19 protein-coding genes and 1 pseudogene are annotated in these 19,612 nt (G+C 61.9%); 7 read left to right on the top strand and 13 right to left on the bottom strand.

Translation table 11 applies throughout. The features are described 5' to 3' along the window. Positions 1–2 precede the first annotated feature (2 nt). The 8 genes from ACW14G_RS02025 to ACW14G_RS01990 are packed head-to-tail and all read right to left on the bottom strand — an operon-like array spanning position 3 to position 6,002. A complete protein-coding gene (locus tag ACW14G_RS02025) occupies positions 3–1,694 on the bottom strand; it encodes a glycosyltransferase family 2 protein (protein WP_249022054.1) in 1,692 nt (563 codons plus the stop codon). Beyond that, complete coding sequence (locus ACW14G_RS02020; protein WP_249022053.1) at positions 1,685–2,038, bottom strand: ApeI family dehydratase; 354 nt, start codon at positions 2,036–2,038, stop codon at positions 1,685–1,687. Before ACW14G_RS02020 ends, ACW14G_RS02025 begins: the two co-directional genes overlap by 10 nt. Then, a complete protein-coding gene (locus ACW14G_RS02015; protein ID WP_249022052.1) occupies positions 2,025–3,383 on the bottom strand; it encodes an AMP-binding protein in 1,359 nt (452 codons plus the stop codon). The genes ACW14G_RS02020 and ACW14G_RS02015 overlap by 14 nt, the downstream gene beginning before the upstream one ends. Next, entirely contained in the window at positions 3,380–3,961 is a 582-nt protein-coding gene (locus ACW14G_RS02010) for a COG4648 family protein (protein WP_249022051.1), read from the bottom strand. Before ACW14G_RS02010 ends, ACW14G_RS02015 begins: the two co-directional genes overlap by 4 nt. A 5-nt stretch (positions 3,962–3,966) precedes the next feature. Then, a complete protein-coding gene (locus ACW14G_RS02005) occupies positions 3,967–4,218 on the bottom strand; it encodes an acyl carrier protein (protein WP_064548954.1) in 252 nt (83 codons plus the stop codon). Positions 4,219–4,229: 11 nt separating this feature from the next. Then, complete coding sequence (locus tag ACW14G_RS02000; RefSeq protein ID WP_064548955.1) at positions 4,230–4,487, bottom strand: phosphopantetheine-binding protein; 258 nt, start codon at positions 4,485–4,487, stop codon at positions 4,230–4,232. Then, positions 4,462–5,283, bottom strand: a complete 822-nt coding sequence (locus tag ACW14G_RS01995; RefSeq protein ID WP_249022050.1) for a lysophospholipid acyltransferase family protein — start codon at positions 5,281–5,283, stop codon at positions 4,462–4,464. The genes ACW14G_RS02000 and ACW14G_RS01995 overlap by 26 nt, the downstream gene beginning before the upstream one ends. Beyond that, positions 5,280–6,002 carry a beta-ketoacyl synthase chain length factor gene (locus ACW14G_RS01990; protein WP_249022049.1) on the bottom strand — a complete coding sequence of 241 codons (723 nt, stop codon included), beginning with the start codon at positions 6,000–6,002 and terminating at the stop codon, positions 5,280–5,282. Before ACW14G_RS01990 ends, ACW14G_RS01995 begins: the two co-directional genes overlap by 4 nt. 244 nt (positions 6,003–6,246) lie before the next feature. On the opposite strand from ACW14G_RS01990, the pseudogene benC reads away from it, so the two are divergent. Further along, a pseudogene (gene benC, locus ACW14G_RS01985) lies at positions 6,247–7,236 on the top strand (benzoate 1,2-dioxygenase electron transfer component BenC); the annotation flags it as partial. Between the two features lie 39 nt (positions 7,237–7,275). Further along, positions 7,276–9,009 (top strand): cytochrome P450, encoded by a 1,734-nt coding sequence (locus ACW14G_RS01980; protein ID WP_283164048.1) that lies wholly within the window; start codon positions 7,276–7,278, stop codon positions 9,007–9,009. On the opposite strand, the gene ACW14G_RS01975 is transcribed toward ACW14G_RS01980, so the two are convergent. Beyond that, entirely contained in the window at positions 9,006–9,911 is a 906-nt protein-coding gene (locus tag ACW14G_RS01975; RefSeq protein ID WP_249022048.1) for a helix-turn-helix domain-containing protein, read from the bottom strand. The genes ACW14G_RS01980 and ACW14G_RS01975 overlap by 4 nt on opposite strands. 323 nt (positions 9,912–10,234) lie before the next feature. Between ACW14G_RS01975 and ACW14G_RS01970 the strand changes: the two genes are divergently transcribed. The 4 genes from ACW14G_RS01970 to ACW14G_RS01955 all read left to right on the top strand — a co-directional run bounded on the left by ACW14G_RS01970 (position 10,235) and on the right by ACW14G_RS01955 (position 14,466). Beyond that, positions 10,235–11,971 (top strand): FAD-dependent oxidoreductase, encoded by a 1,737-nt coding sequence (locus ACW14G_RS01970; RefSeq protein ID WP_249022047.1) that lies wholly within the window; start codon positions 10,235–10,237, stop codon positions 11,969–11,971. Between the two features lie 14 nt (positions 11,972–11,985). After that, entirely contained in the window at positions 11,986–13,101 is a 1,116-nt protein-coding gene (locus ACW14G_RS01965) for an NADH:flavin oxidoreductase/NADH oxidase (RefSeq protein ID WP_249022046.1), read from the top strand. Continuing rightward, the gene (locus tag ACW14G_RS01960) at positions 13,098–13,427 is read left to right on the top strand and encodes an NIPSNAP family protein (RefSeq protein WP_163447908.1); all 330 of its coding nucleotides are present in this window, start codon (positions 13,098–13,100) and stop codon (positions 13,425–13,427) included. Before ACW14G_RS01965 ends, ACW14G_RS01960 begins: the two co-directional genes overlap by 4 nt. Before the next feature lie 139 nt (positions 13,428–13,566). Then, positions 13,567–14,466, top strand: a complete 900-nt coding sequence (locus ACW14G_RS01955; RefSeq protein WP_249022045.1) for a helix-turn-helix domain-containing protein — start codon at positions 13,567–13,569, stop codon at positions 14,464–14,466. 16 nt (positions 14,467–14,482) lie between these two features. Here the strand turns inward: ACW14G_RS01955 and ACW14G_RS01950 are convergent, their stop codons facing one another. Continuing rightward, positions 14,483–15,298: an SDR family NAD(P)-dependent oxidoreductase gene (locus ACW14G_RS01950; protein WP_167576243.1), complete on the bottom strand. Its 816-nt coding sequence runs from the start codon at positions 15,296–15,298 to the stop codon at positions 14,483–14,485. A 151-nt stretch (positions 15,299–15,449) separates the two neighbouring features. Between ACW14G_RS01950 and ACW14G_RS01945 the strand changes: the two genes are divergently transcribed. Further along, a complete protein-coding gene (locus ACW14G_RS01945) occupies positions 15,450–16,058 on the top strand; it encodes a class I SAM-dependent DNA methyltransferase (protein ID WP_249023339.1) in 609 nt (202 codons plus the stop codon). 10 nt (positions 16,059–16,068) lie between these two features. On the opposite strand, the gene ACW14G_RS01940 is transcribed toward ACW14G_RS01945, so the two are convergent. From ACW14G_RS01940 to ACW14G_RS01930, 3 genes are read right to left on the bottom strand one after another with little or no spacing between them, the layout of a single operon-like run. Further along, positions 16,069–17,058, bottom strand: coding sequence for an ABC transporter permease (locus ACW14G_RS01940; RefSeq protein ID WP_249022044.1), 990 nt, complete (start codon positions 17,056–17,058; stop codon positions 16,069–16,071). A gap of 2 nt (positions 17,059–17,060) precedes the next feature. Continuing rightward, positions 17,061–17,990 carry an ABC transporter permease gene (locus ACW14G_RS01935; RefSeq protein WP_249022043.1) on the bottom strand — a complete coding sequence of 310 codons (930 nt, stop codon included), beginning with the start codon at positions 17,988–17,990 and terminating at the stop codon, positions 17,061–17,063. Continuing rightward, complete coding sequence (locus ACW14G_RS01930) at positions 17,968–19,608, bottom strand: dipeptide ABC transporter ATP-binding protein (protein ID WP_249022042.1); 1,641 nt, start codon at positions 19,606–19,608, stop codon at positions 17,968–17,970. The genes ACW14G_RS01935 and ACW14G_RS01930 overlap by 23 nt, the downstream gene beginning before the upstream one ends. Between the last annotated feature and the right edge of the window lie 4 nt (positions 19,609–19,612).

The raw sequence follows: 19,612 nt of genomic DNA, 5'->3' as shown, positions 1-19,612 counted from the left end.
CTTTACTCCTTGTGTTGCGGATCCGGCAACTGCCAGAAATCAAAAAAGTTAAACCAGTCGAGCGGTGACTGCAGAGCATAGTGCTCGAGGCGTTCGGCATAGCGGTCGATGGCGTGCTGTAGCGCCTGCTGGCGGTTGGCGCGCGGTAGCGGCAGCGGGTCGGCAAACGGTTCACAGTGAATGTGCAACTGCCCCTGCTGGCGCAGCGCGAACAGCAGTTCGACCGGGCAGCGCAGCAGGGCGGCGAGAATAAACGGCCCCTGCGGGAACGGCGCGAGCTGGCCCATAAAACGGCTCCAGCACACGCGCCATTGGCCACCGCGCTGCGGACTGACCGCAATACGGTCACCGACGATAGCAATCCACTCGCCACGGTCCAGTTTTTCCTGCAGCAGCATGGCGGTATCCGGGCCAATGTCGGTCACCGGCAGCAGGTTAATCCCGGCCTGCGGGGCCATCTCCTGCATAATCTGTTTAAAGCGCAGGGCGTTATCGCTGAACACCAGCGCGTTGATAACCGTGCTGCCCTCCCGCTGCGCCAGCGCGCGACACACTTCAACATCGCCCAGATGCGAGACCAGCAGCAGCTTGCCGCGGCCCCCGCCGCCGTTTAAGGTCGCTTGTGCGCCGGGCGCGAAGACCACGTCGCGGCCGGGTTGCAGCTCGCCGCGCCAGCTGGCGATTTTATCGAGCATCGCGTTGCCAAAACGCAGGAAGTGCTGATAGCTGGTGAGGTTTTTCGGCACCGGCATGCCGCGCTCGGTGAGCTGTTCACGCACGCGCGTTATCCAGCGCTGTGAAGCGTGGCGAGCGCGGCGGGCCGTCAGCCAGTAGACGCCCACCACCGGGTAGAGCAGCAGCGTAAAGGCTTTTCGTCCCAGTAAGCGCCACACTTGCAGCATCAGGCGCATCCCCCATAAGCCTTTGACCTCCTGCTGGCGCGCCCAGTGCGGCGAGGCGCGGCGAAATAGCAGCGTTGGGAGGCGCGGCAGCATGCCAAGGAACAGCCGCGTGTGCATCCATGAAATGCGCAGGTTGTCTTTGAAGGCATCGAAATGGGAAAGACCGTCCGACGGATAAGTCACGCGGGTCGGGACAAAATAGCTGGTGTTGCCCTGCCAGTAGAGCCGCACCATCACTTCGGTATCAAAATCCATCCGCTGACCAAGCCTCACCCGTTGGGCGAGCTGGAGCGTGGGGGCAAGCGGGTAGACGCGGAAACCGCACATGCTGTCTTTCAGCTGCAGCGACAGCGTTTCAATCCATACCCAGACGTGGGTCACCCAGCGGCCATACAGGCGCGAACGGGGAATTGAGTCGTCGTATATCGGCTGCCCGGAAATCAGCGCCGTTGGGTGTGCTTTCGCCAGCGTCAGCAGTTTAGGAATATCTTCAATAGCGTGCTGGCCGTCGGCATCCAGCTGGACGGCATGGCTATAGCCCGCCGCTGCCGCCGCCTGTAGCCCACGGATCACCGCCGCGCCTTTACCGGCGTTTTCCGCCTGGCGAATCAGCGTCAGGTTCTCGGTTTGCGCGGCCAGCTGTTGCAGCGCTTCGCGGGTGGCGGCATCGCTGCCGTCGTCGACCACGATGCAGGGCAGGCCAAACGGCTGCAGGCGTGCGAGCACGCTCGCCATCATCGGGCCGTGGTTGTAGCAGGGAATGACCACGCAGGGGGAAAAGGTCAACGACATAACCGAATCTTCCCGCTGCTGGCCGTGTGGCGCGCGTCGCCATCGTGACGCAGGTAGCTGAACGTCAGCAGCCCGCGCGCTTCCTGCCAGTTCAGGGTCAACGTGACCACCATCGATGGCAGGAGCGGAGCCTGAAATTTCACGTTCTGCAGGCTGTGAAAACGCCAGCCGGGGGCCAACTCCGTGGCGGCATAATGCATCACCCAGTCCAGCTGGGCCACGCCGGGCAGCAGGGGCTGAATGGCAAAGTGCCCCTGGAACCAGTAAAGATCGGGATCGAGAGTAAGCACAATCTCAAGCTGCTGCGGCGGTGCCTGATGGCGCTCAATTTCACGGGGTTTCATGCAATAACTCCTGCAATTGCGCATAGACACGCTTATTCATACTGTTAACCGGAATTTCATCGATAACGCGCCAGTAGCGCGGCACGGCCACCGGCTCCAGCCAGGGACGCAGCGCGCGTCGCCACGCCCGCTCCAGGGCTTTCCCCCCGCCGTTTTGCCAGCGCTGACGGGCGTCATCCTCCAGCACCAGCAGCACGCCCACGCACTGGCGACCGTGGCGATTGACGGCCAGCGCCACGGCCTCGCGAATGCCATCCAGCGCCAGCAGGCGTTGCTCAATTTCGCTGAGTGAAACGCGTTTCTCTTCAATTTTAACCACCCGGCCATGGCGGCCAAGCAGATGGAAATGACCGTTCGCGGAAAGCTGTAAAACATCTTCGAGCATAAAACCGTTAACGTCGGCGATCAGCGGCGAATACACGCGAAACGCCGCGCCTTGCCGGTCGAAATGGATACCCGGGAAAGGCTGCCAGCGGGGATTTTCCCCTTCACGGTAGCGCCAGGCGATCACGCCGGTTTCGGTGCTGCCGTAAATTTCATCCGGCCAGACCTTCAGCCAGGCGGCGCTGCGCTGTGCATCCTGCCAGTCCAGCACGCCGCCAGCGGAGAGGGCCAGCGCCAACGGCGGCGGCACCAGCTGCGGATCGAGGCGTTTGAGAAAGGCCGGGCTGCTGATAAACGCGTAGCGATGCGCGTGGCTCAGCGCAGCCAGCTGCTCGGGGAACGCGAGCATCGTGGCATGCAACGGCAGACCGAGCGCCATCGGCAGGAAAATGCGAAACGTCAGGCCATAAAGATGCTGCGGTGTGACGGACGCGACGATACGGCAGCCGGAAAGACGTTCGGCAAACTGCGCGGACAGCAATCCTGCCTCACGGTCGAGGCAGACAATCGGCTTGACGATACGCTTGGGCTGCCCGGTGGAGCCGGAGGTGAACAACTCGATCATGGCATCGTCGCGCAAGGGCGGAAAGTGAACGACGTCGTTGAGCGTTGGCGTGGTGTCCACTACCAGCTGCGTTCCCGGCCACTCCAGCGGGGCATCGCTCAGTACGCCGTCGAACAGCGCGCGCTGTTCATCGAGCAGCGCGGGGCGGCTATGGCCGGGGAGCACCGGGATTTTGCCCGCGTGCAGGGTCGCCAGCAGGGCGACGATAAACCGATAACCGTCTTCACAGCACAGCGCCCAGCGGTCACCCTGCTGGTGCTGCAAGCGCGCCATCAACCGCGCAACGTCGCTGCGTAAATGCGCCAGCGTCCACAGGCGATCGTGCTGCCAGACGATGGGCGTCGTCGAAGGGCGGGGTGCGGTAAGCCATTCGGCAAGCGTCAGCGGCGGCTTCACTGCGACCCCCGCTTTCTCAGGTGACGACGAACCAACCACTCTCCCGCCATGAGCCCGCCCATCAACAGATAGGCGATCATGCCGTTCCACAGCGTCCATAGCGTCATGTCGCCGTACACCACGGTAAAGAGGGCCACGCTGCCGTTAACGATAAAGAAACCACTCCAGATTTGCGTCACCCGCCGGGTATAGCGCACTGCCTGCGGGGGCAGATTGGGCTCTTGCAGTCGCGCCAGCCGTTCAATAATCGGCATAGATGACCACAGCGAACCGCCAAATACCGCCAGCATCACGGCGTTGACCACCACCGGGTAAAGCAGCAATAGCTGATGGGTTTTCAGCAGGTAGCTGGTCACGCACAACGTAACGCCAGCCGCGGCGACGATCTGCGTAACCACGCGCAGCGGCCCGGCCTGCCGACCGGTCTGGCAAAAACGCAGGAGAAACAGCAACGCCATGAGCGGCAGCAGCCATTGCAGGCGATGATGCGCCAGCGCGTAGCCAATCAGCAGGGGCCAGGCGAGCAGGAGTGCGCCCGTTATCAGGGCGACAAACGGCAGCGAGCGCGCGCTCGACACGGCGGTTACGCTTCTTTCAGCAGGCCAGCGACCGCATCGACCACATCCTGCACGGTACGAACGGCTTTGAACTCTTCCGGCTTAATTTTTTTACCGACCTTCTTTTGCAGTTGCACGACCATATCGATAGCGTCAATGCTGTCCAGCTCAAGGTCTTCGTACAGACGGGCTTCCGGCTTAATATCCTGCGGATCTATCTCAAACAGCGTCTCCAGCAGCGCGGAGACTTCGGCGTAAATTGCGTGTTGTTCGTTCATAGCCTGGCTCCTTATGCGCGCTGTGATTGAATGAAAGACGCCAGGGTGGCGACCGAGAAAAAGTGCTGGCGCATCTCGTCGCTTTCCGCGGAGAGCACCACGCCGTACTGATTTTTTACCGCCAGACCCAGCTCAAGGGCGTCAATCGAGTCCAGACCGAGTCCGTCGCCAAACAGCGCCGCCTCGCTATCGATATCCTCAACGGTAAGCTCATCCAGATTTAATGTGTTGATGATGAGATGCTTAATTTCGAGATGAAGCGCTTGCATCATTAATTCCTATGCCAGTCTCAGTATTTGTTTGTAATTTCAGCAAAAGGTGCCGATTTAATCGTCTTGCAGCCAGCGCCGGTTCTTGTTCTTCTGTTGGATAAAACGCCTCGACGCTGACCCGTTCACCCACCGTAACGGTAAACCGGGGCCGGGTGGGGGGCGCATCGTACCATTTACGCTGTTTACTTAGCATAGATTCGGTACAGCGAATCACCACGATGCGAATGTCGCAGCCGCAGCGGACGGCAATATTCGCCGCGCCGCGCTGGAGCGTCATTTTTTCGCCCGGCACGGTACGCGTTCCTTCGGGAAAAATCAAAATTGTGTCGCCCTGCTGCACGCGTTGGCAGCTGGCCGGCAGCAGGATATCGGCCCGGTCGTTAATCAGGTAATCCGCTGCGCGAATCACGCCGCTAACGAAGGGATTTCGCAGCAGCGCGCTTTTTACCAGACAATCGGTTTCCGGCATGATAGAGGCCAGCATGACGTAGTCAATCAGACTAGGATGGTTCGCCACCACCAGACAGCCGCGATCCTCACGCAACGCGTCGGCGTTTTCAATGCGGTAGTCCAGCACGCCAACGGCTTTCACCACCGCTAAGAACAGGCGAAAGCTGGCCGAGATACTGCGCCGCGCCAGCCGTTTGCGGCGCGTTTTGTCGCGCACGACCAGCAGTAATAAATTAAACCAAATCAACGAGAGCAGCAGACCGCCCGCGCCAAACAGGGCGAAACAGACGCCGGTCATCGCGGCGCGCCAGAGGCGGTTCAGACGACCACTTTTCCCGCTCATGCCCGGCTCCAGCACCACTGCATACGCTCGCCGTCGACGGTAAAGACTCGGGCATCCTGAAGGTAGTGCCTGAGGAACAGCAGGCTTTGCGGCAGCGCGGGTTCATCCTGCGTGGTACCCGGCTGCGTCTGGCAGCGCCATGTGTCCCCGGCTTCCAGCACCAGCCCGACGGCATAGGGCCAGGTCGGCATCGTCGGCGGCAAATGCGGATGATAAAACGCGGGCAACTCACCATCAAAATCGACCAGCAAAACGCGGCGGTATCCCGCGTGAATCAGGGCGATGGCTTCACATAAGCCTTGCTGAAACGTATCTCTACCTGCCGAAAGCGAGGAAGAGACCAGCGGCTGTTGGGCGGCGATGGTCAGATTGCCGACCGACGAGTTGTGTACCGAAAGGGCGAAATCGGTCGGCGAAAGCGGTTGTTCCGTCGCCAGCGCCTGCAGGAGACGGAAGTTGCGCTCCAGTTCGCCGTGGCGGCTGGTGAACAACACGGCATCGACCGGCTGGCGACGCAGAAGCGTCAGACCGCACTCAACGGCCAGCTTGCTGCCCGAACTGAGGCGGCGCGCGGTCATCATCGGTAGCGCCGTGGGTTTGGCCAGCGGCGCCGATGGGTCGATAGCCTGTGCGTGCAGCGACCAGTCTCGCCATTGCTCATCGCTGGCGAGCCCTGGGGCAGCGGCCTGCCAGTCAATGATGTTGAGTGATAATTTCATGCATTCGCGCCCAATTTATGAGTCAACCAGCCTTTGGGTGAACGTCAAAATACCATACCACGCCGTCTTAACGCGATTTCTTATGACATCCCGGCCGCTCACAAATGTGACCGCGCGCGCTAACCGGCCAGGATGCCGGTTTTGTCCTGTTTAATGTCATCTCTGTCCGTTGATTCAAAACGGCATCCAGCATTTGATGAGGCATCGGATTTTCCGACCGCAACTGACTGGAGGATGAGAAGAGATGACCCATCAGATTACCCTTCGTTTTGAGGATGGCGCGACGCAGATGATTGACTGTCGCGCCGGTGAGTCCGTCGCCGATGCGGCGCTGCGCGCCCGCGTCAGCATTCCGCTGGACTGCCGTGACGGCGTCTGCGGTACCTGCAAGGCCACCTGCGCTGCCGGTGACTATCAGCACGGCGACTACGTTGATGAAGCGCTTTCAGCGCAAGAAGCGCAGGCGGGGAGGGTGCTGACCTGCCAGATGCGTCCGTCCAGCGACTGCGTGATTGAGATTGCCGCCGCGTCGGACGCCGCTGGCGTGGGAACCTTCCACGGGCACCTCACCGCCAGCCGCGCGCTGTCGCCGTCGACCCTGACTTTCTCGATTGCCCTCGATGACCGTCAGGCGCTGAGCTTCCTGCCGGGGCAGTATGTCAATGTGCAGGTACCCGGCAGCGACCTGACGCGCTCCTACTCCTTCAGTTCCGGCCCCTCAGAAAACGAGGTGTCGTTCGTGGTCCGCAACGTGCCGCAGGGGTTGATGTCGACCTGGTTGAGCGAGCATGCCCGCGTTGGCGAGGCGATGACTTTTCGCGGGCCGATGGGCAGCTTCTACCTGCGCCCTCTCGAACGCCCGGCGCTGTTTCTGGCGGGAGGGACCGGTCTGGCTCCGTTCCTGTCGATGCTGGCGAAGCTGGCGGACGACGGCGAGACCACCCAGCCGGTACATCTGATTTTTGGCGTGACCCGTGACGAAGATTTGGTGGCGCTGGAGACTCTCGACGCTTATGCCGCGCGTTTGCCGAACTTCAGCTACCGCTGCACCGTTGCCGACCCGGAAAGCCGTTACCCGCATAAAGGTTATGTCACCGAGCACATTGATGCCCGCCTGCTTAACGCCGGTGAGGTGGATGTCTATCTCTGTGGCCCACCGCCGATGGTGGACGCGGTGCGCAGCTATCTGGACAACGCCGGGGTGATGCCGCGTAACTTCTACTATGAAAAATTTGCCGGGGCGACGCAGCCTGTGCAGAGCGGCGAGCAGCACATGGTGGCGGCGGACGTGGATGACGCGTTCGACCTGCGCCTGGCGCTGGAGCTTGGCGCGGTGCAGTTGACCATGGGGCGTCTCTCCGGCGAACAGCTGACCACTTTCCGGCATCTGGCTGACGCTACCGCGGCGTTTGTCTCCGGGCGGCGTTTCCTCGACGTGGCGGGCTATGTGGCGGCCAACCACGCTTTCCATCAGTTCCTGATTGAGGCGACCCGCAACGCGCAGTTGATTGCGCTCTACGCCCAGCTGACGGTGCGTGACTACATTGACCGCGCGCTGACCGCCAGCGTCGAAATCGTCGGCGATATTGTGCAGCAGCACCGGGATTTGGTCTCGGCCTTTGAATATGGCGACCTCAACGCCGCTCGCGACGTGCTGGCGCAGCACGCGCACCATTCCCGCACCACCATGAGCCGGGCGCTGGCGCTGAAGACGGCGCCTGTCGTCGTCACGCCGCCCGTGCCGGAACCCGAAGCGCCGCGCTGTCCGTTCCACGACCTGCAGCCATCGCTGCCGCCTTACTCACACGAGCTGGCATGGCCGGAAGGGCTGGCGCCGTTTAAGGTGGTGGACGACGGCTCGCAGGGCGACCCCTACGAGCACTACCGCTGGATGCGCGAACACGCGCCGGTGCTGCGCTGCCAGTCGGCGACCACCGACGTCTGGTTCCTGTCGCGTTATGACGACGTGTATCAGGCCATTCGTAACCCGAAATTGTTTTCGTCCGAAGTGGTCAGCCCGCCGCCGCTGACCTTCCTGACCCTGTTCGACGCACCGGGGCATACTCGTCTGCGCAAAGTGGCGCAGCCGTCGTTTATGCCGCTCGCGTTAGAGCCGTTTATTCCGGAAATTGAACGCCGCGCCGAGGCGCTGATTGACCAGATGCTGGCGAACGGCGGCGGCGACGTGGTGGAAGATTTTGCCATTCCGCTCAGTATCGCCACCATTTCAACGATGATTGACGTACCGAACGAAGACGAAGAGAAGATGAAGTTCTGGTCGGACGAAACCTTCAGCTATTTTGGCCGTCTGGCGCGTAACGCCCCCGGTACCGGCACCGATGAACAGAGCGCAATGGCTTTCTTCGCCTATCTGAAAGAGGCGATGGAACGGCTGTATCTCAGCAACAGCCAGTCGATTGGCGGCCACATTGCCCGCATGTGGAAAGAGGGCCTGCTGTCAGAGAAAGAGGCCAAAGAGCTGTGTGCCTTTGTCTTTATCGCCGGGCATGACACCACCACCATTCTGGTGGCCAACGCCTTCCGTATGTTTGCCGAGCAGCCGCAGCTGGTGGCGCGTATTCACGACAACCTGGACGATGCCGATCGCTTTGTGGAAGAGGTGGCGCGCTATCGCGGCACCGTCCAGCGGGTGAGCCGCATCACCACGGAGGCCACGACGGTGGCGGGCGTTGAGATCCCGAAAGGGGCGGTGGTACGTCTGCTGCTGTCGGCGGCGAACCGCGATAGCCGCAAGTTCGTCAACGGCGAAACGTTTGATATCGATCGCGATACCAGCGGGCATCTCGGCTTTGGCAACGGCATTCACAAGTGCCTTGGGCAGCCGCTGGCCAAGCTCGAAACGCTGATCGCCACCCGGCTTATCGCCCGCAAAGTGGGTGATATTCGCCTCGACCCGGCGCGACCTGTCCAGTACGTACGCGGCAATAACCTCACCAACTCCGGCCCTGAACACCTGTATGTGCAGATGACCGCGCGGGCGGATTAAGCGGAGTGCGACAGGCGGCCCTGCTCCTGATGCCGGTATTCCGTGGGCCGCAGCCCGGTTTGCTTGCGGAAAAAACGGCCAAAGTAGGCCTCGTCGCGAAACCCCAGCTCGCGGGCGATCTGCTTGACGCTGAGCGTCGAGTAAACCAGCAGCCGACGGGCTTCGTGTACGGCGCGCCGGTCAATGGCTTCGATGGCCGAAATGCCAAACGCCTCGCGGCAAATGCGGGTGAGCTGGCCGGCGGAAATGCCCATTGCATCGGCATAGCTGGCCACCGGCTGGCGGGTACGGCAGCGTTCATCAAGCAGCAGCCGGAAACGCTCAATACGCGCCACCAGGGCGGCGCGGGCAGGGTTGCCCGCCCGCCGCGCCTGCTCGCTCTGGCGTGCAATCTGCACAAACAGGGCGATAGTGAGCGCCAGCCCGGCGGTGTACTGCCAGCGTTCCGGGTGCTCCGCTTCGCGACCGATGGCGTCGAACAGCGTCTCCAGCGGCGCGCCGCGACGACTCTGTGGGTCCACCGCCAGTACCGCTGGCGTGCGGACAAACGCCAGCAGTTCGGGCGCGGCGGTCATGGCGATCGACTCGATCGCCGACTGCGCGGTGGTGATGACGTGGCCGTCCACCGCTTCGTGAAAACGAAAGCCGTGCACCGAGCGGGCGGGAATCACCACCAGACACGGCGCTTCCAGCCGCCAGAGCTGGCCGTCTATCGAGGTTTCGCCGCCGCCGTCAGTCAGGTAAAGCACCTGAATCAGCGCCTCGTGAAAGTGCGGCTCGATCTCAAAACCAAAGCGGCTGGCGCGTGCGGGAATGCGCTCGTGATGGACGCTATCGACGGCGGCCTGCGCGCCATACAGCGCGTAGTTGGGCAGCGTTTTACGCGCGGCGTTAGCGGGCATGATGCCGGTTTTGTCCTGTTTTTATGTGCCGCATGTGGCAATGCTCCGATAAGGGGATGAGATTAAATTCGGCGATAAAATGCGCGATCGCGCAAGTGCGGAATCTTCATCTTGTGATGTGGAACGGGTGGCAACGCGGGCGCTTCTCTATAGCGGCGCAGGCAAAAATTTGCGCTGGCACACAGTTCTTCGCAATTGTCGAAAAGTGCAGGTTTTGGTGTGAAAGTGGCCTTCTGTTTCCCCGGCGGGCTGTGAAAAATGCATATGTAACGTTTTTATAACATAAGCAAAACAATAAAAATTATTCATCTGCGAGGTATCCTATGGCTGTAGAACTTCCCGCTCGCGAATGCGACGTGCTGGTGATTGGCAGCGGCGTCGGCGGGCTATCCGCCGCGGTGACCGCGGGCCTGAATGGGTTAGACGTCCAGGTTATCGAAAAAGATCGGGTCTTTGGCGGCACCACCGCGTTTTCCGGCGGCGTGCTGTGGATCCCCGACAACCATCTGGCGCGCCAGCAGGGCATCGACGACAGCCAGGCCGCCGCGCGCACCTATCTGCAAAGCGAAGCCGGGGAGAATTTCCGCCCGGAAGTGGTGGATGCCTTCCTGAAAAACGGGCCGGAAATGCTGCGCTTTTTCGAAGAAAAAACCCGCTTTCGCTGCAATTTGTACCAGTACCCTGACTACCATCCGGACGCCCCCGGCGGGGTGATGCGCGGCCGTTCGGTAGTGCCTGAAGCGTTTGATATCCGCGAGCTGGGCGACGTGATGCCGCGCCTGCGCAAACCGCTGCGTACCATCACCTTCATGGGCATGATGTTCAGCTCATCCAACAACGACCTGAAGCACTTTTTCAACGCCACCCGTTCGCTGACATCATTCGCCTACGTGGTGAAGCGCCTGAGTCGGCATCTGCTGGAGGTGGCGCGCTACGGGCGCGGCATCACCGCCAACGGCGGCAACGCGGTGGTGGCACGGCTGGCCTGCTCGGCGTTGGATCTCGGTATTCCGATCCATACCGGCGTCGCGGCGAAAGATCTGATCGTTGAACGCGGCGTCGTGCGCGGCGTGGAGGTTGAACTCAACGGTGAGCGGGTCAGGCTGTATGCCCGACGCGGCGTGGTGCTGGCATCCGGCGGTTTTGCCCGTGATGAATCGCGACTGAAAAAGCTCTATCCGCACGTTCGACGCGGCGGTATTCAGCTGTCGCCAACGCCGCCCGGCGTGGATACCGGCGACGGCATCGCCATGGCCGAGCGCATTGGCGCGCGCTTTGACGACAGCTACGCCAACGGCGCGGCGTGGATCCCGGCATCAAAAGTGCAGATTGGCCGTCAGTCGTACGTCTTCCCGCATCTTGTCGATCGCTACAAGCCGGGCTTTATCATAATTAACCGCCACGGCGTGCGCTTTTGCAACGAAGCGGACTCCTACCATGACGTCGGTATCGCGATGATTGAAACCTGCTGTGACGACAACGAAACCTTCGCCTGGCAAATTTGCGACCGCCGCGCGCTGCGCAAATACGGCATGGGGTTTGCCAAGCCCGCGCCGATTCCCGTCTCGCTCTACCTGAAAAACGGCTATCTGGTCGAAGGAAAAACGCTGGCTGAGCTGGCGCAAAAAATGGGCGTCCCGACGGCGGCGTTTGAAGAGACGGTGAGTCGCTACAACGCCGATGCCCGTCTTGGCAAAGACTCGCAGTTTGGCCGCGGCGAGTCGGCGTATAACCGCTATCTCGGCGACGCCACCCATCAGCCTAACCCTTGCGTCGCCCCCATTGAGCAGGGGCCGTTTTACGCCGTGAAGCTGTACATGGGCGACCTTGGCACCTTCCACGGCCTGAAAACCGACGGCGAAGCGCGGGTGCTGGATAACCAGGGGCTGCCGATTCCGGGCCTGTACGCCGCCGGTAATGAAATGGCCAGCATGATGGGCGGCAGCTACCCCGGCGCGGGGATTACCCTCGGCCCGGCGGCCACCTTTGGCTATATCGCCGCCCACAGCATGGCGGCGCGCGGTGAAACCGCAATGCAGCTCGACCGCGAAGCTTCATAAATCAGGAGAACACTATGTCGACACTTTTTAGCCCTCTACAGGTTGGCCCGCTGAAGCTGGCGAACCGTATCGTTGTCCCACCGATGTCGCAATACTCGGCGCAGGCGGACGGTATCTCCACGCCCTGGCACGCGCAGCACATTGGCGGCCTGGCGATTTCTGGCGCGGGGATGGTGATTTGCGAGGCCCACGGCGTGACCGCGGACGGGCGGATTACGCCGCACTGTCTGGGGCTGTGGAATCGCGAACAGGCGCAGGCGCTGCAAAAACTGCTGGCCGATATTCGCACCTACAGCAACACGCCCATCGGCGTTCAGCTTAACCACGCCGGCCGTAAAGCGGGCACCAATGCGCCGTGGCGCAATCAGGGCGCATCGCTCGGCGATGAGGAGGGCGGCTGGCCGACGGTCGCTCCTTCGGCTATGCCTTACAAGCCCGGCTGGCGCGTACCGCAGGTGCTGGATGAAGCGGGAATGGCGCGTATTACCCAGGGCTTCGTCGACGCCGCGCAGCGCGCATTAAACGCCGGGGTCGATTTTATCGAACTGCACGCGGCCAACGGCTATCTGCTGAACCAGTTTCTGTCGCCGCTCAGCAATCAGCGTGAGGATGAATACGGCGGTAGCCCGGAAAATCGCATGCGTTTCCCGTTGCAGGTGGCCCGCGCGCTGCGCGAAGTGTGGCCGAAAAGCCGCCCGCTGGGCGTGCGCTTTAACGGCGGTGAATTCGCTGACGGTGGACTGTCGCTGGATGAAGCGGTGCAGTTTGCCCGAGAACTGCACGCGCTGGGCTACGATTATCTCCATGTTTCCGGCGGCTATAACATCTATCATCAGACGCCCAACGCCGACCAACCGGGCTATATGGTGCCCTTTGCCGAAGCGGTGAAAAAGGCGCTGCCGGAGGCGGTAGTCATTACCGTGGGGCTGATTTACGAAGCGCCGCAAGCAGAGGCGATCGTACGCGAGGGGCGGGCCGATCTGGTGGCGATTGGCCGCGGGATGCTTGATGACCCCAACTGGCCGATTCATGCGGCGATTGCGCTGGGCGAGAATGCGCCATGGCCGAAACCGTACGACCGCTTTGGGCCGCTGGGCTGGCCAACGCACCGTGCTCAGGAGGCCAAATGATGACGTTGCCGATTATCGATCACCGTATTTACACCATTCGCCTGCGTAAAATGAACGAATTTATTGAGGTGTTTGACCGCCTGGCGATGCCGGTCCTGCGCGAGACGCTGGGCAATCCGCTGGGGTTTTACACCAGCTTTGTCGGGCCGCAGAACCAGTTCGTGCATCTGTGGGGCTATGAAAGCCTGGCGGAGTACGAACGCCGTAGCCGTTTACGCGACGCGCATCCGGATTTTGCCGCCTACCTTAAAGCGTCGGAGCCGTATATTGTGGCGCAGGAGACGCGGCTGATTCGCGCCACGGCGATGCCGTCGTTGGCGGGGTAGTTTTGTGCGGTGATAACCCTCACCCCGGCCCTCTCCCTGGAAGGGAGAGGGAGAAAACCCGCGCCGAACTGTTCCCTCGCCCCTTCGGGGAGAGGGTTAGGGTGAGGGGAAAACCGCTCACCACACTCACGGAGGCACCATGAACCTGGCAAACAGCATCCCGGTCTTCAAACTGTACGGCGAAAGCTGGCACTGGCCGACGCCGGATCTCCTGCATTGTGAATCGATCCAAAGCCGCAGCAGCCTCTACGACTGGAGCATTCGCGCCCATCAGCACACCGATCTGGTGCAGATCCTCTACGTTCAACAAGGGCAGGGCGAGATTGAAATCGAAGGCCTTCGCCAGCCGTTCGAGGGCACCTGTGTGCAGATTATCCCCGCGCTCTGCGTTCACGGTTTTCGCTTTTCGCCGGGAACCCAGGGGTTTTCGCTGTCGCTGGCCGCGCCGCTGGTGGCGCAGTTTGAACAGCAGTTTGGCCGCTCGTTGCAGGTGTTGAACCGGGCTTTCCGCGTGCCGGTGGGCGAGGCGGGCGAGCAAATTCATACCCTGTTTCAAACGTTACAGCTGGAGTATCAGGCGGAGAACGAAGCGCGCGATATGATGCTGCATTCGCTGCTCAGCGCGCTGATGGTCTGGCTGAATCGCCAGGCCGCCGCGCCGGTCGCGGTGAGCGATAAAGTGGAGCGCAAGCGTGCCGCGATACGCCGTTTTAATCAGCTGGTGGAAAATCACTATCGCGAACACTTCCCGTTGGCGCATTACGCCAGCCAGATTGGCATGTCCGGGGTGCATCTCAATACCCTGTGTCGCGAGTTTCACGGCTGTAGCGCCCTCAGCGTACTGCATCAGCGTCTGCTGCTGGAAGCCAAGCGCAGCCTGCTGTACACCAGCATGACCGTCAGCCAGATTTCCGATTATCTCGGTTTCAGCGACGCCACCTATTTCTCGCGTTTTTTCCGCCGCAGTACGGGCTTTTCACCGCGTGATTTTCGCGATAAACCGACGCAAACCTGCGCTGAGCCTGCCCACGCGCTGTAGCCGGGCAGGCCCGTCATTAGCGGGTGAAACCGGGACGCGGCAGTTTGCCCATCAGCATGGTCGGCAGGCCGCCGTCGACGCCAATTTCCGCACCGTTGATATAGCTCGATTTTTCACTCAGCAGGAACAGCACCGCGTTGGCGATATCTTCCGGCTTGCCAATGCGCTGGCTGGCGGTAAACGCTTCGCGGCTTTCGCGCACGCCCGGCTGGGCGTAGTAGTCGGCGGTCAGCGCGGTTTCAATCATCCCCGGCGCCACCAGATTGCTGCGAATGCCATCCTGCCCCCATTCGACGGCAATCTGCTGCGACAGCAGGCCAACGGCGGCTTTGCCGGGACTATAGGCGCCGCTCCACGGCTGGGGAATGCGTCCGGAAATTGAACCAATATGCACAATGCTGCCGCGTTTTGCCGCGCGCATATCGTGGGCGAACTCGCGCGCGCACAGCAGATAGCCGGTCAGGTTGACGTTAAGCTGCGTTTGCCACTGCTCAAGGCTGATGTCCGCCAGCCCCGCCGGGCGTAAAATACCCGCCGCGTTGACCAGCCCATGGCATGGCCCGAGCAGCGCGCGCACGCTTTGCGCCGCCTCTTTGACCTGTTCTTCTCGGCTAACATCGCAGGCCAGCGCCACCCGTTTTCCCGGCAGATGTTCAAGCTTCAGGCGTACCGCGTCGGCGCGCTGCGGCTGCGCGTCGAGCAGGGCGACGTTGGCCCCTTGTTGCGCCAGCGCCGTGGCGATGGCTTCGCCAATGCCGCTTGCCGCGCCGGTGACGGCAAACACCTGGCCGCGCAGGCCCAGCCAGTCCGGGGATACGTGTAATTCAGTCATGGTTTTCTCCACGTTTTTATTGTGTACAGATGCCCTGACATTGTTTGGCGTGGAGCGGGGAAAGAGAAGGCACGAACGAAAAGCAGACCGGGACTTTTGGATGCGATTTCGCTAACCTCGACGTTCGTCAATCATCGCCATGAGGTTCATGATGGAGCATCCAGCCGCGCAGCAAATTCTCAACCTTTATCAGCGTCACGCCGATGCCTTCGTGCGCCTGCGTTCGCGCGCGTTGTTTGAAAAAAGCTGGCTGGATAAATTCCTCGCCGCCGTCGGCAAGCCGGGGCGCATTCTGGATATAGGCTGTGGTACCGGCGATCCGATCGCGGCCTATTTTATTGCCGGGGAATATGCCGTGACCGGCGTCGACGGTAGCGAGGCGATGCTGGCTTACGCCCGCGCGCAGTTTCCTGCGCAGCGTTGGCTACAGCAGGATATGCGCGGTCTGGCGCTGGGCGAAACCTTCGACGGCCTGATTGCCTGGGACAGTTTTTTCCATCTTACCCAGGCGGATCAGCGCGCCATGTTTGCGGTCTTTGCCCGCCACAGCCATCCCGGCAGTGCGCTGATGTTCACCAGCGGCCCCGGCGACGGTATTGCGATGGGCGAGTTTGAAGGGGAACCACTGTTTCACGCCAGCCTTGCACCCGAGGCGTATCGGGCGCTGCTGGCAGAGCACGGTTTTACGGTTCTTGAGATGCGCGCGGAAGATCCGCAATGCGGCGGTCATACCGTGTGGCTGGCGCAGAAAACCGCATGATGATGTCTCGTTAATGGCTGCGCAAAAACAGTCGGTGAAGCACATCGGTTAACAGATTACAGACGATGAACACACAGGCGGCGAAAATGGTGGTGCCGATCACCACCGGAAAATCGCCGTCCAGCGCCGCGTCAATCGCCAGCCGCCCGACGCCGTCGAGACCAAACATCTTCTCCGTGACAATCGCCCCGCCCATAATCGCCGCCAGCTCCAGCCCGGTGAGCATCAGCACCGGGCTGAGGGCCGGCTTCAGCGCATGGTCGAAGTAAACTCGCCACTCGCTGACGCCCTTAGCCCGCGCGGTGCGAATATAGTCCCGGTGCAGCACGTCCAGCATACTGCTGCGCAGCACGCGCTGGAAAATCCCCATCTCTGCCAGCGCCAGCGTCAACCACGGCAGCGCCAGATGACGCGCCCACTGCCACGGGTCTTCGCGCAGGGCGACATAGCCGCCTGCCGGAAACCAGTTAAGGTTGTGCAAAGACAGCTGATAAAACAGGAAAAAGATAATCAGCATGCCGCTCAGGAAGGTGGGCAGCGACAGCGCAATATAGGCGAAGAATGCCAGCAGACGGTCTACAAAACGATCGCGATAGCGCGCGGCCAGCACGCCGGTGAGCAGCGATATCGCCGTCCAGATGACCAGCGCCCCCAGCGCCAGCGACAGCGTCACCGGCACTTTTTGCAAAATGAGCTGGGTGACCGGCGTCTGGAAGCGGAACGAGTAGCCCAGCGCGGGTGGCCAGTGCAGCATGCCTACTGGCGCTCCCTGAATCTCCGGTCCGCGCAGCAGGAAATAGCGCAACTGCTGGTACCAGGGATCGTTAAGGTGCAGCGCCCGGGCGATAGCGGCGATGGCCTCCGGCGTGGCGTTGCGCGGCGCCAGCATTACCGCCGGATCCTGATAGGCGATGCGGGTCAGCGCAAAGGCGACAATGAGCACCAGCAGCAGCGTCAGGGCGCTACGCAACAGCGTGTTCAGTAACGTAGAAAAAGTCATGACTATCGGCGCTCCAGATGAGGGTCCAGGACGTTACGCAGGCCGCTGCTCAGGCAGTTAAAACCCAGGACGGTAATAAACAGCGCCAGCGCGGGAGCGGCTAAAAACCACGGCTGCACCTGATACATCGCCGAGCGCTGCACGTCGGCAATCATATTGCCCAGGCTGGCGGCGGGGGCCGGAATACCGACGCCGAGAAACGAAAGGGTGGCCTCGGCGATAATATTGGTCGGCAGCTGGATGGCCCAGTAAATGCCCATCGTCGGCAGCACGCCGGGAATGATATCGCGCCACAGAATGCGCCACTGGCTTTCTCCCATCAGCGTGGCGGCGGCGACGAACTCCTGCTGGCGAATATCCAGCACCAGCCCCCGGCTCAGGCGCGCGAAATAGCCCCAGGAGAAGAAGGTGATGACGAAAATCACTACCCACAGCGGATCGACGCGCGGCCCGCTCTCACCGCCCTGGTTGAGCGCCAGCAGGCTCAGCGCTGTTACCACGAAGGGGAAGGAGAGCACCAGATTGATCAACTGCTGGCACAGCGCGTCGATGCGTCCGCCGCGATAGCCGCCAATCAGCCCGACGAACAGACCAATCACCATTGCCAGCGTGGTGGCGGGCACGGCGATCAGCAGCGAAATGCGGGTGCCGTACAGCGTGCGCACCAGCACATCGCGGCCATTATCGTCCGCGCCCAGCGGGAACGCCGCCGTTGGCCCCAGCGGAATCCCCATATCCGACAGGGCGCTGTCGCGAAACTGCTCGGTTTCGCCGTGACCGAGCCATGCCGCAACCAGCGGCGCGGCCAGCGCGGCTAAAACCATTAGCGCGACAATCACCAGCCCGCGGCGGGCGCTCGGTTCTCGCCATAACCGTTGCCAGAACGACGACGGTACGAGGGTGAATGGCTCAGAGAGCAACGGCTGGCTCATAGCCGACCTCCTCACTAAAACGGTAGGCGGCGCCGGGAATGGCCGCCAGCAGCTGCCGGGTCCACGCCTGCTGCGGCCGCTGGAAGATCTGTTCGGTACTGCCTTGCTCGATGATTTGCCCCGCCTGGAGCACCAGTACGCGGTCGCACAGCGCCGCCACCGCGTCGAGATCGTGGGAAATAAACAGCAGCGACAGCCCGTAGCGGCTGCGCAGACGGGTGAACAGCTGGATGATGCGGTGCTGCGTGGTGATGTCCAGCGCCGACACCGCCTCGTCGGCAACGATCAGTTTCGGTTTCATTGCCAGCGCGCGGGCAATCACCACCCGTTGACGCTGGCCGCCGGAGAGCTGCGACGGGTAGCGCGAGGCGGTGGCCGCGGGGAGTTCCACCTGCGCCAGCAGATCGTCAATCGCCGCCCGTAGCGCCGTCGATGACAGCAGCCGGCCGCGTTCGCGCAGGGCAGTGAGCTGTAGCGGCTGCGCCAGCGTGTCGTCGACGCGTCGTCGTGGATTCAGGCTGCTGTAGGGATCCTGAAACACCATCTGCACCGCGTGGCGATCCGGATGGCGGTTTCCCGGATCTCGCCACGGCTGGCCTGACAGCGTCAACGTACCGCTGTCCGGAGCGTCCAGCCCGACGACAATGCGCCCCAGCGTGCTTTTCCCCGATCCGGACTCGCCGACCAGCCCCAGGATCTCTCCCTCGTGCAAACGGAAGTTCACGTCATTCAGCACCGGCGCGGCGGCTTTCCCCGACAAGAACAGCGAGGGTTTTACGAAGCGGCGCGAAACCTGACGCACCTCGAGTAGCGGCGTCGCCTCGCCGTGGCTAAACGGCGAGGGCGCGCGTGGATGCCAGCCCGCCTGCAGCAGCGAGCGGGTGTAGTCGTGCTGCGGCGTATCGAACAGCGCGCGCGTGGCCCCCTGTTCAACCACGCGACCGTGCTGCATGACCACGATCCGGTCGGCAATATCGGCAACCACCCGCAGGTTATGGCTGATAAACACCAGCGCGCAGCCGTGCTGCTGCTGAAGCCGTTTTAACAGGCGCAGAATCGACGCCTGAACGGTGGCGTCCAGCGCGGTAGTGGGCTCATCGGCGATAATCAGCGCGGGATTCAGCGCAATGGCGATGGCGATCATCACCCGCTGGCGCTGGCCGCCGGAGAACTTTGCCGGACGCTCGTGATAGCGGCGGGCGGCATCGGCAATGCCCACCTCCGTCAGCAGCGCCAGCACCTGCTCGCGCAGGGCTTTACGCCCCACGCGGCGGTGAGCGAGAATCGCCTCTTCGATCTGTCGCCCGACGCTTTTCAGCGGGTGCAGGTTGCTGAGCGGATCCTGCGACACATAGCCAATTTGCGCGCCGCGCAGCTGACGCTTCTGTTCCGGGGTAAAGGCGTGCAGCGGCTGGTCGTTAAAGACAATCTCTCCCTGCACGCGCATCGCCGTCGGCTGCAGGCCCAGCACCGCCAGCAGGCTGAGGCTTTTCCCGGACCCGGATTCACCCACTACCGCCAGCGTTTCACCCGGTTCGACGTGAAAACTGACGCCGTTGACCAGCGTGCTGTGCGGGTCAAGGCTAATCGTTAAGCCGCGTACATTGAGTAATGGCATCACG

It is taken from the genome of Kluyvera sp., from assembly GCF_965301105.1.
The sequence above is the reverse complement of the archived record's forward strand: the minus strand, read 5'-3'. Positions and strand labels throughout refer to the sequence as shown.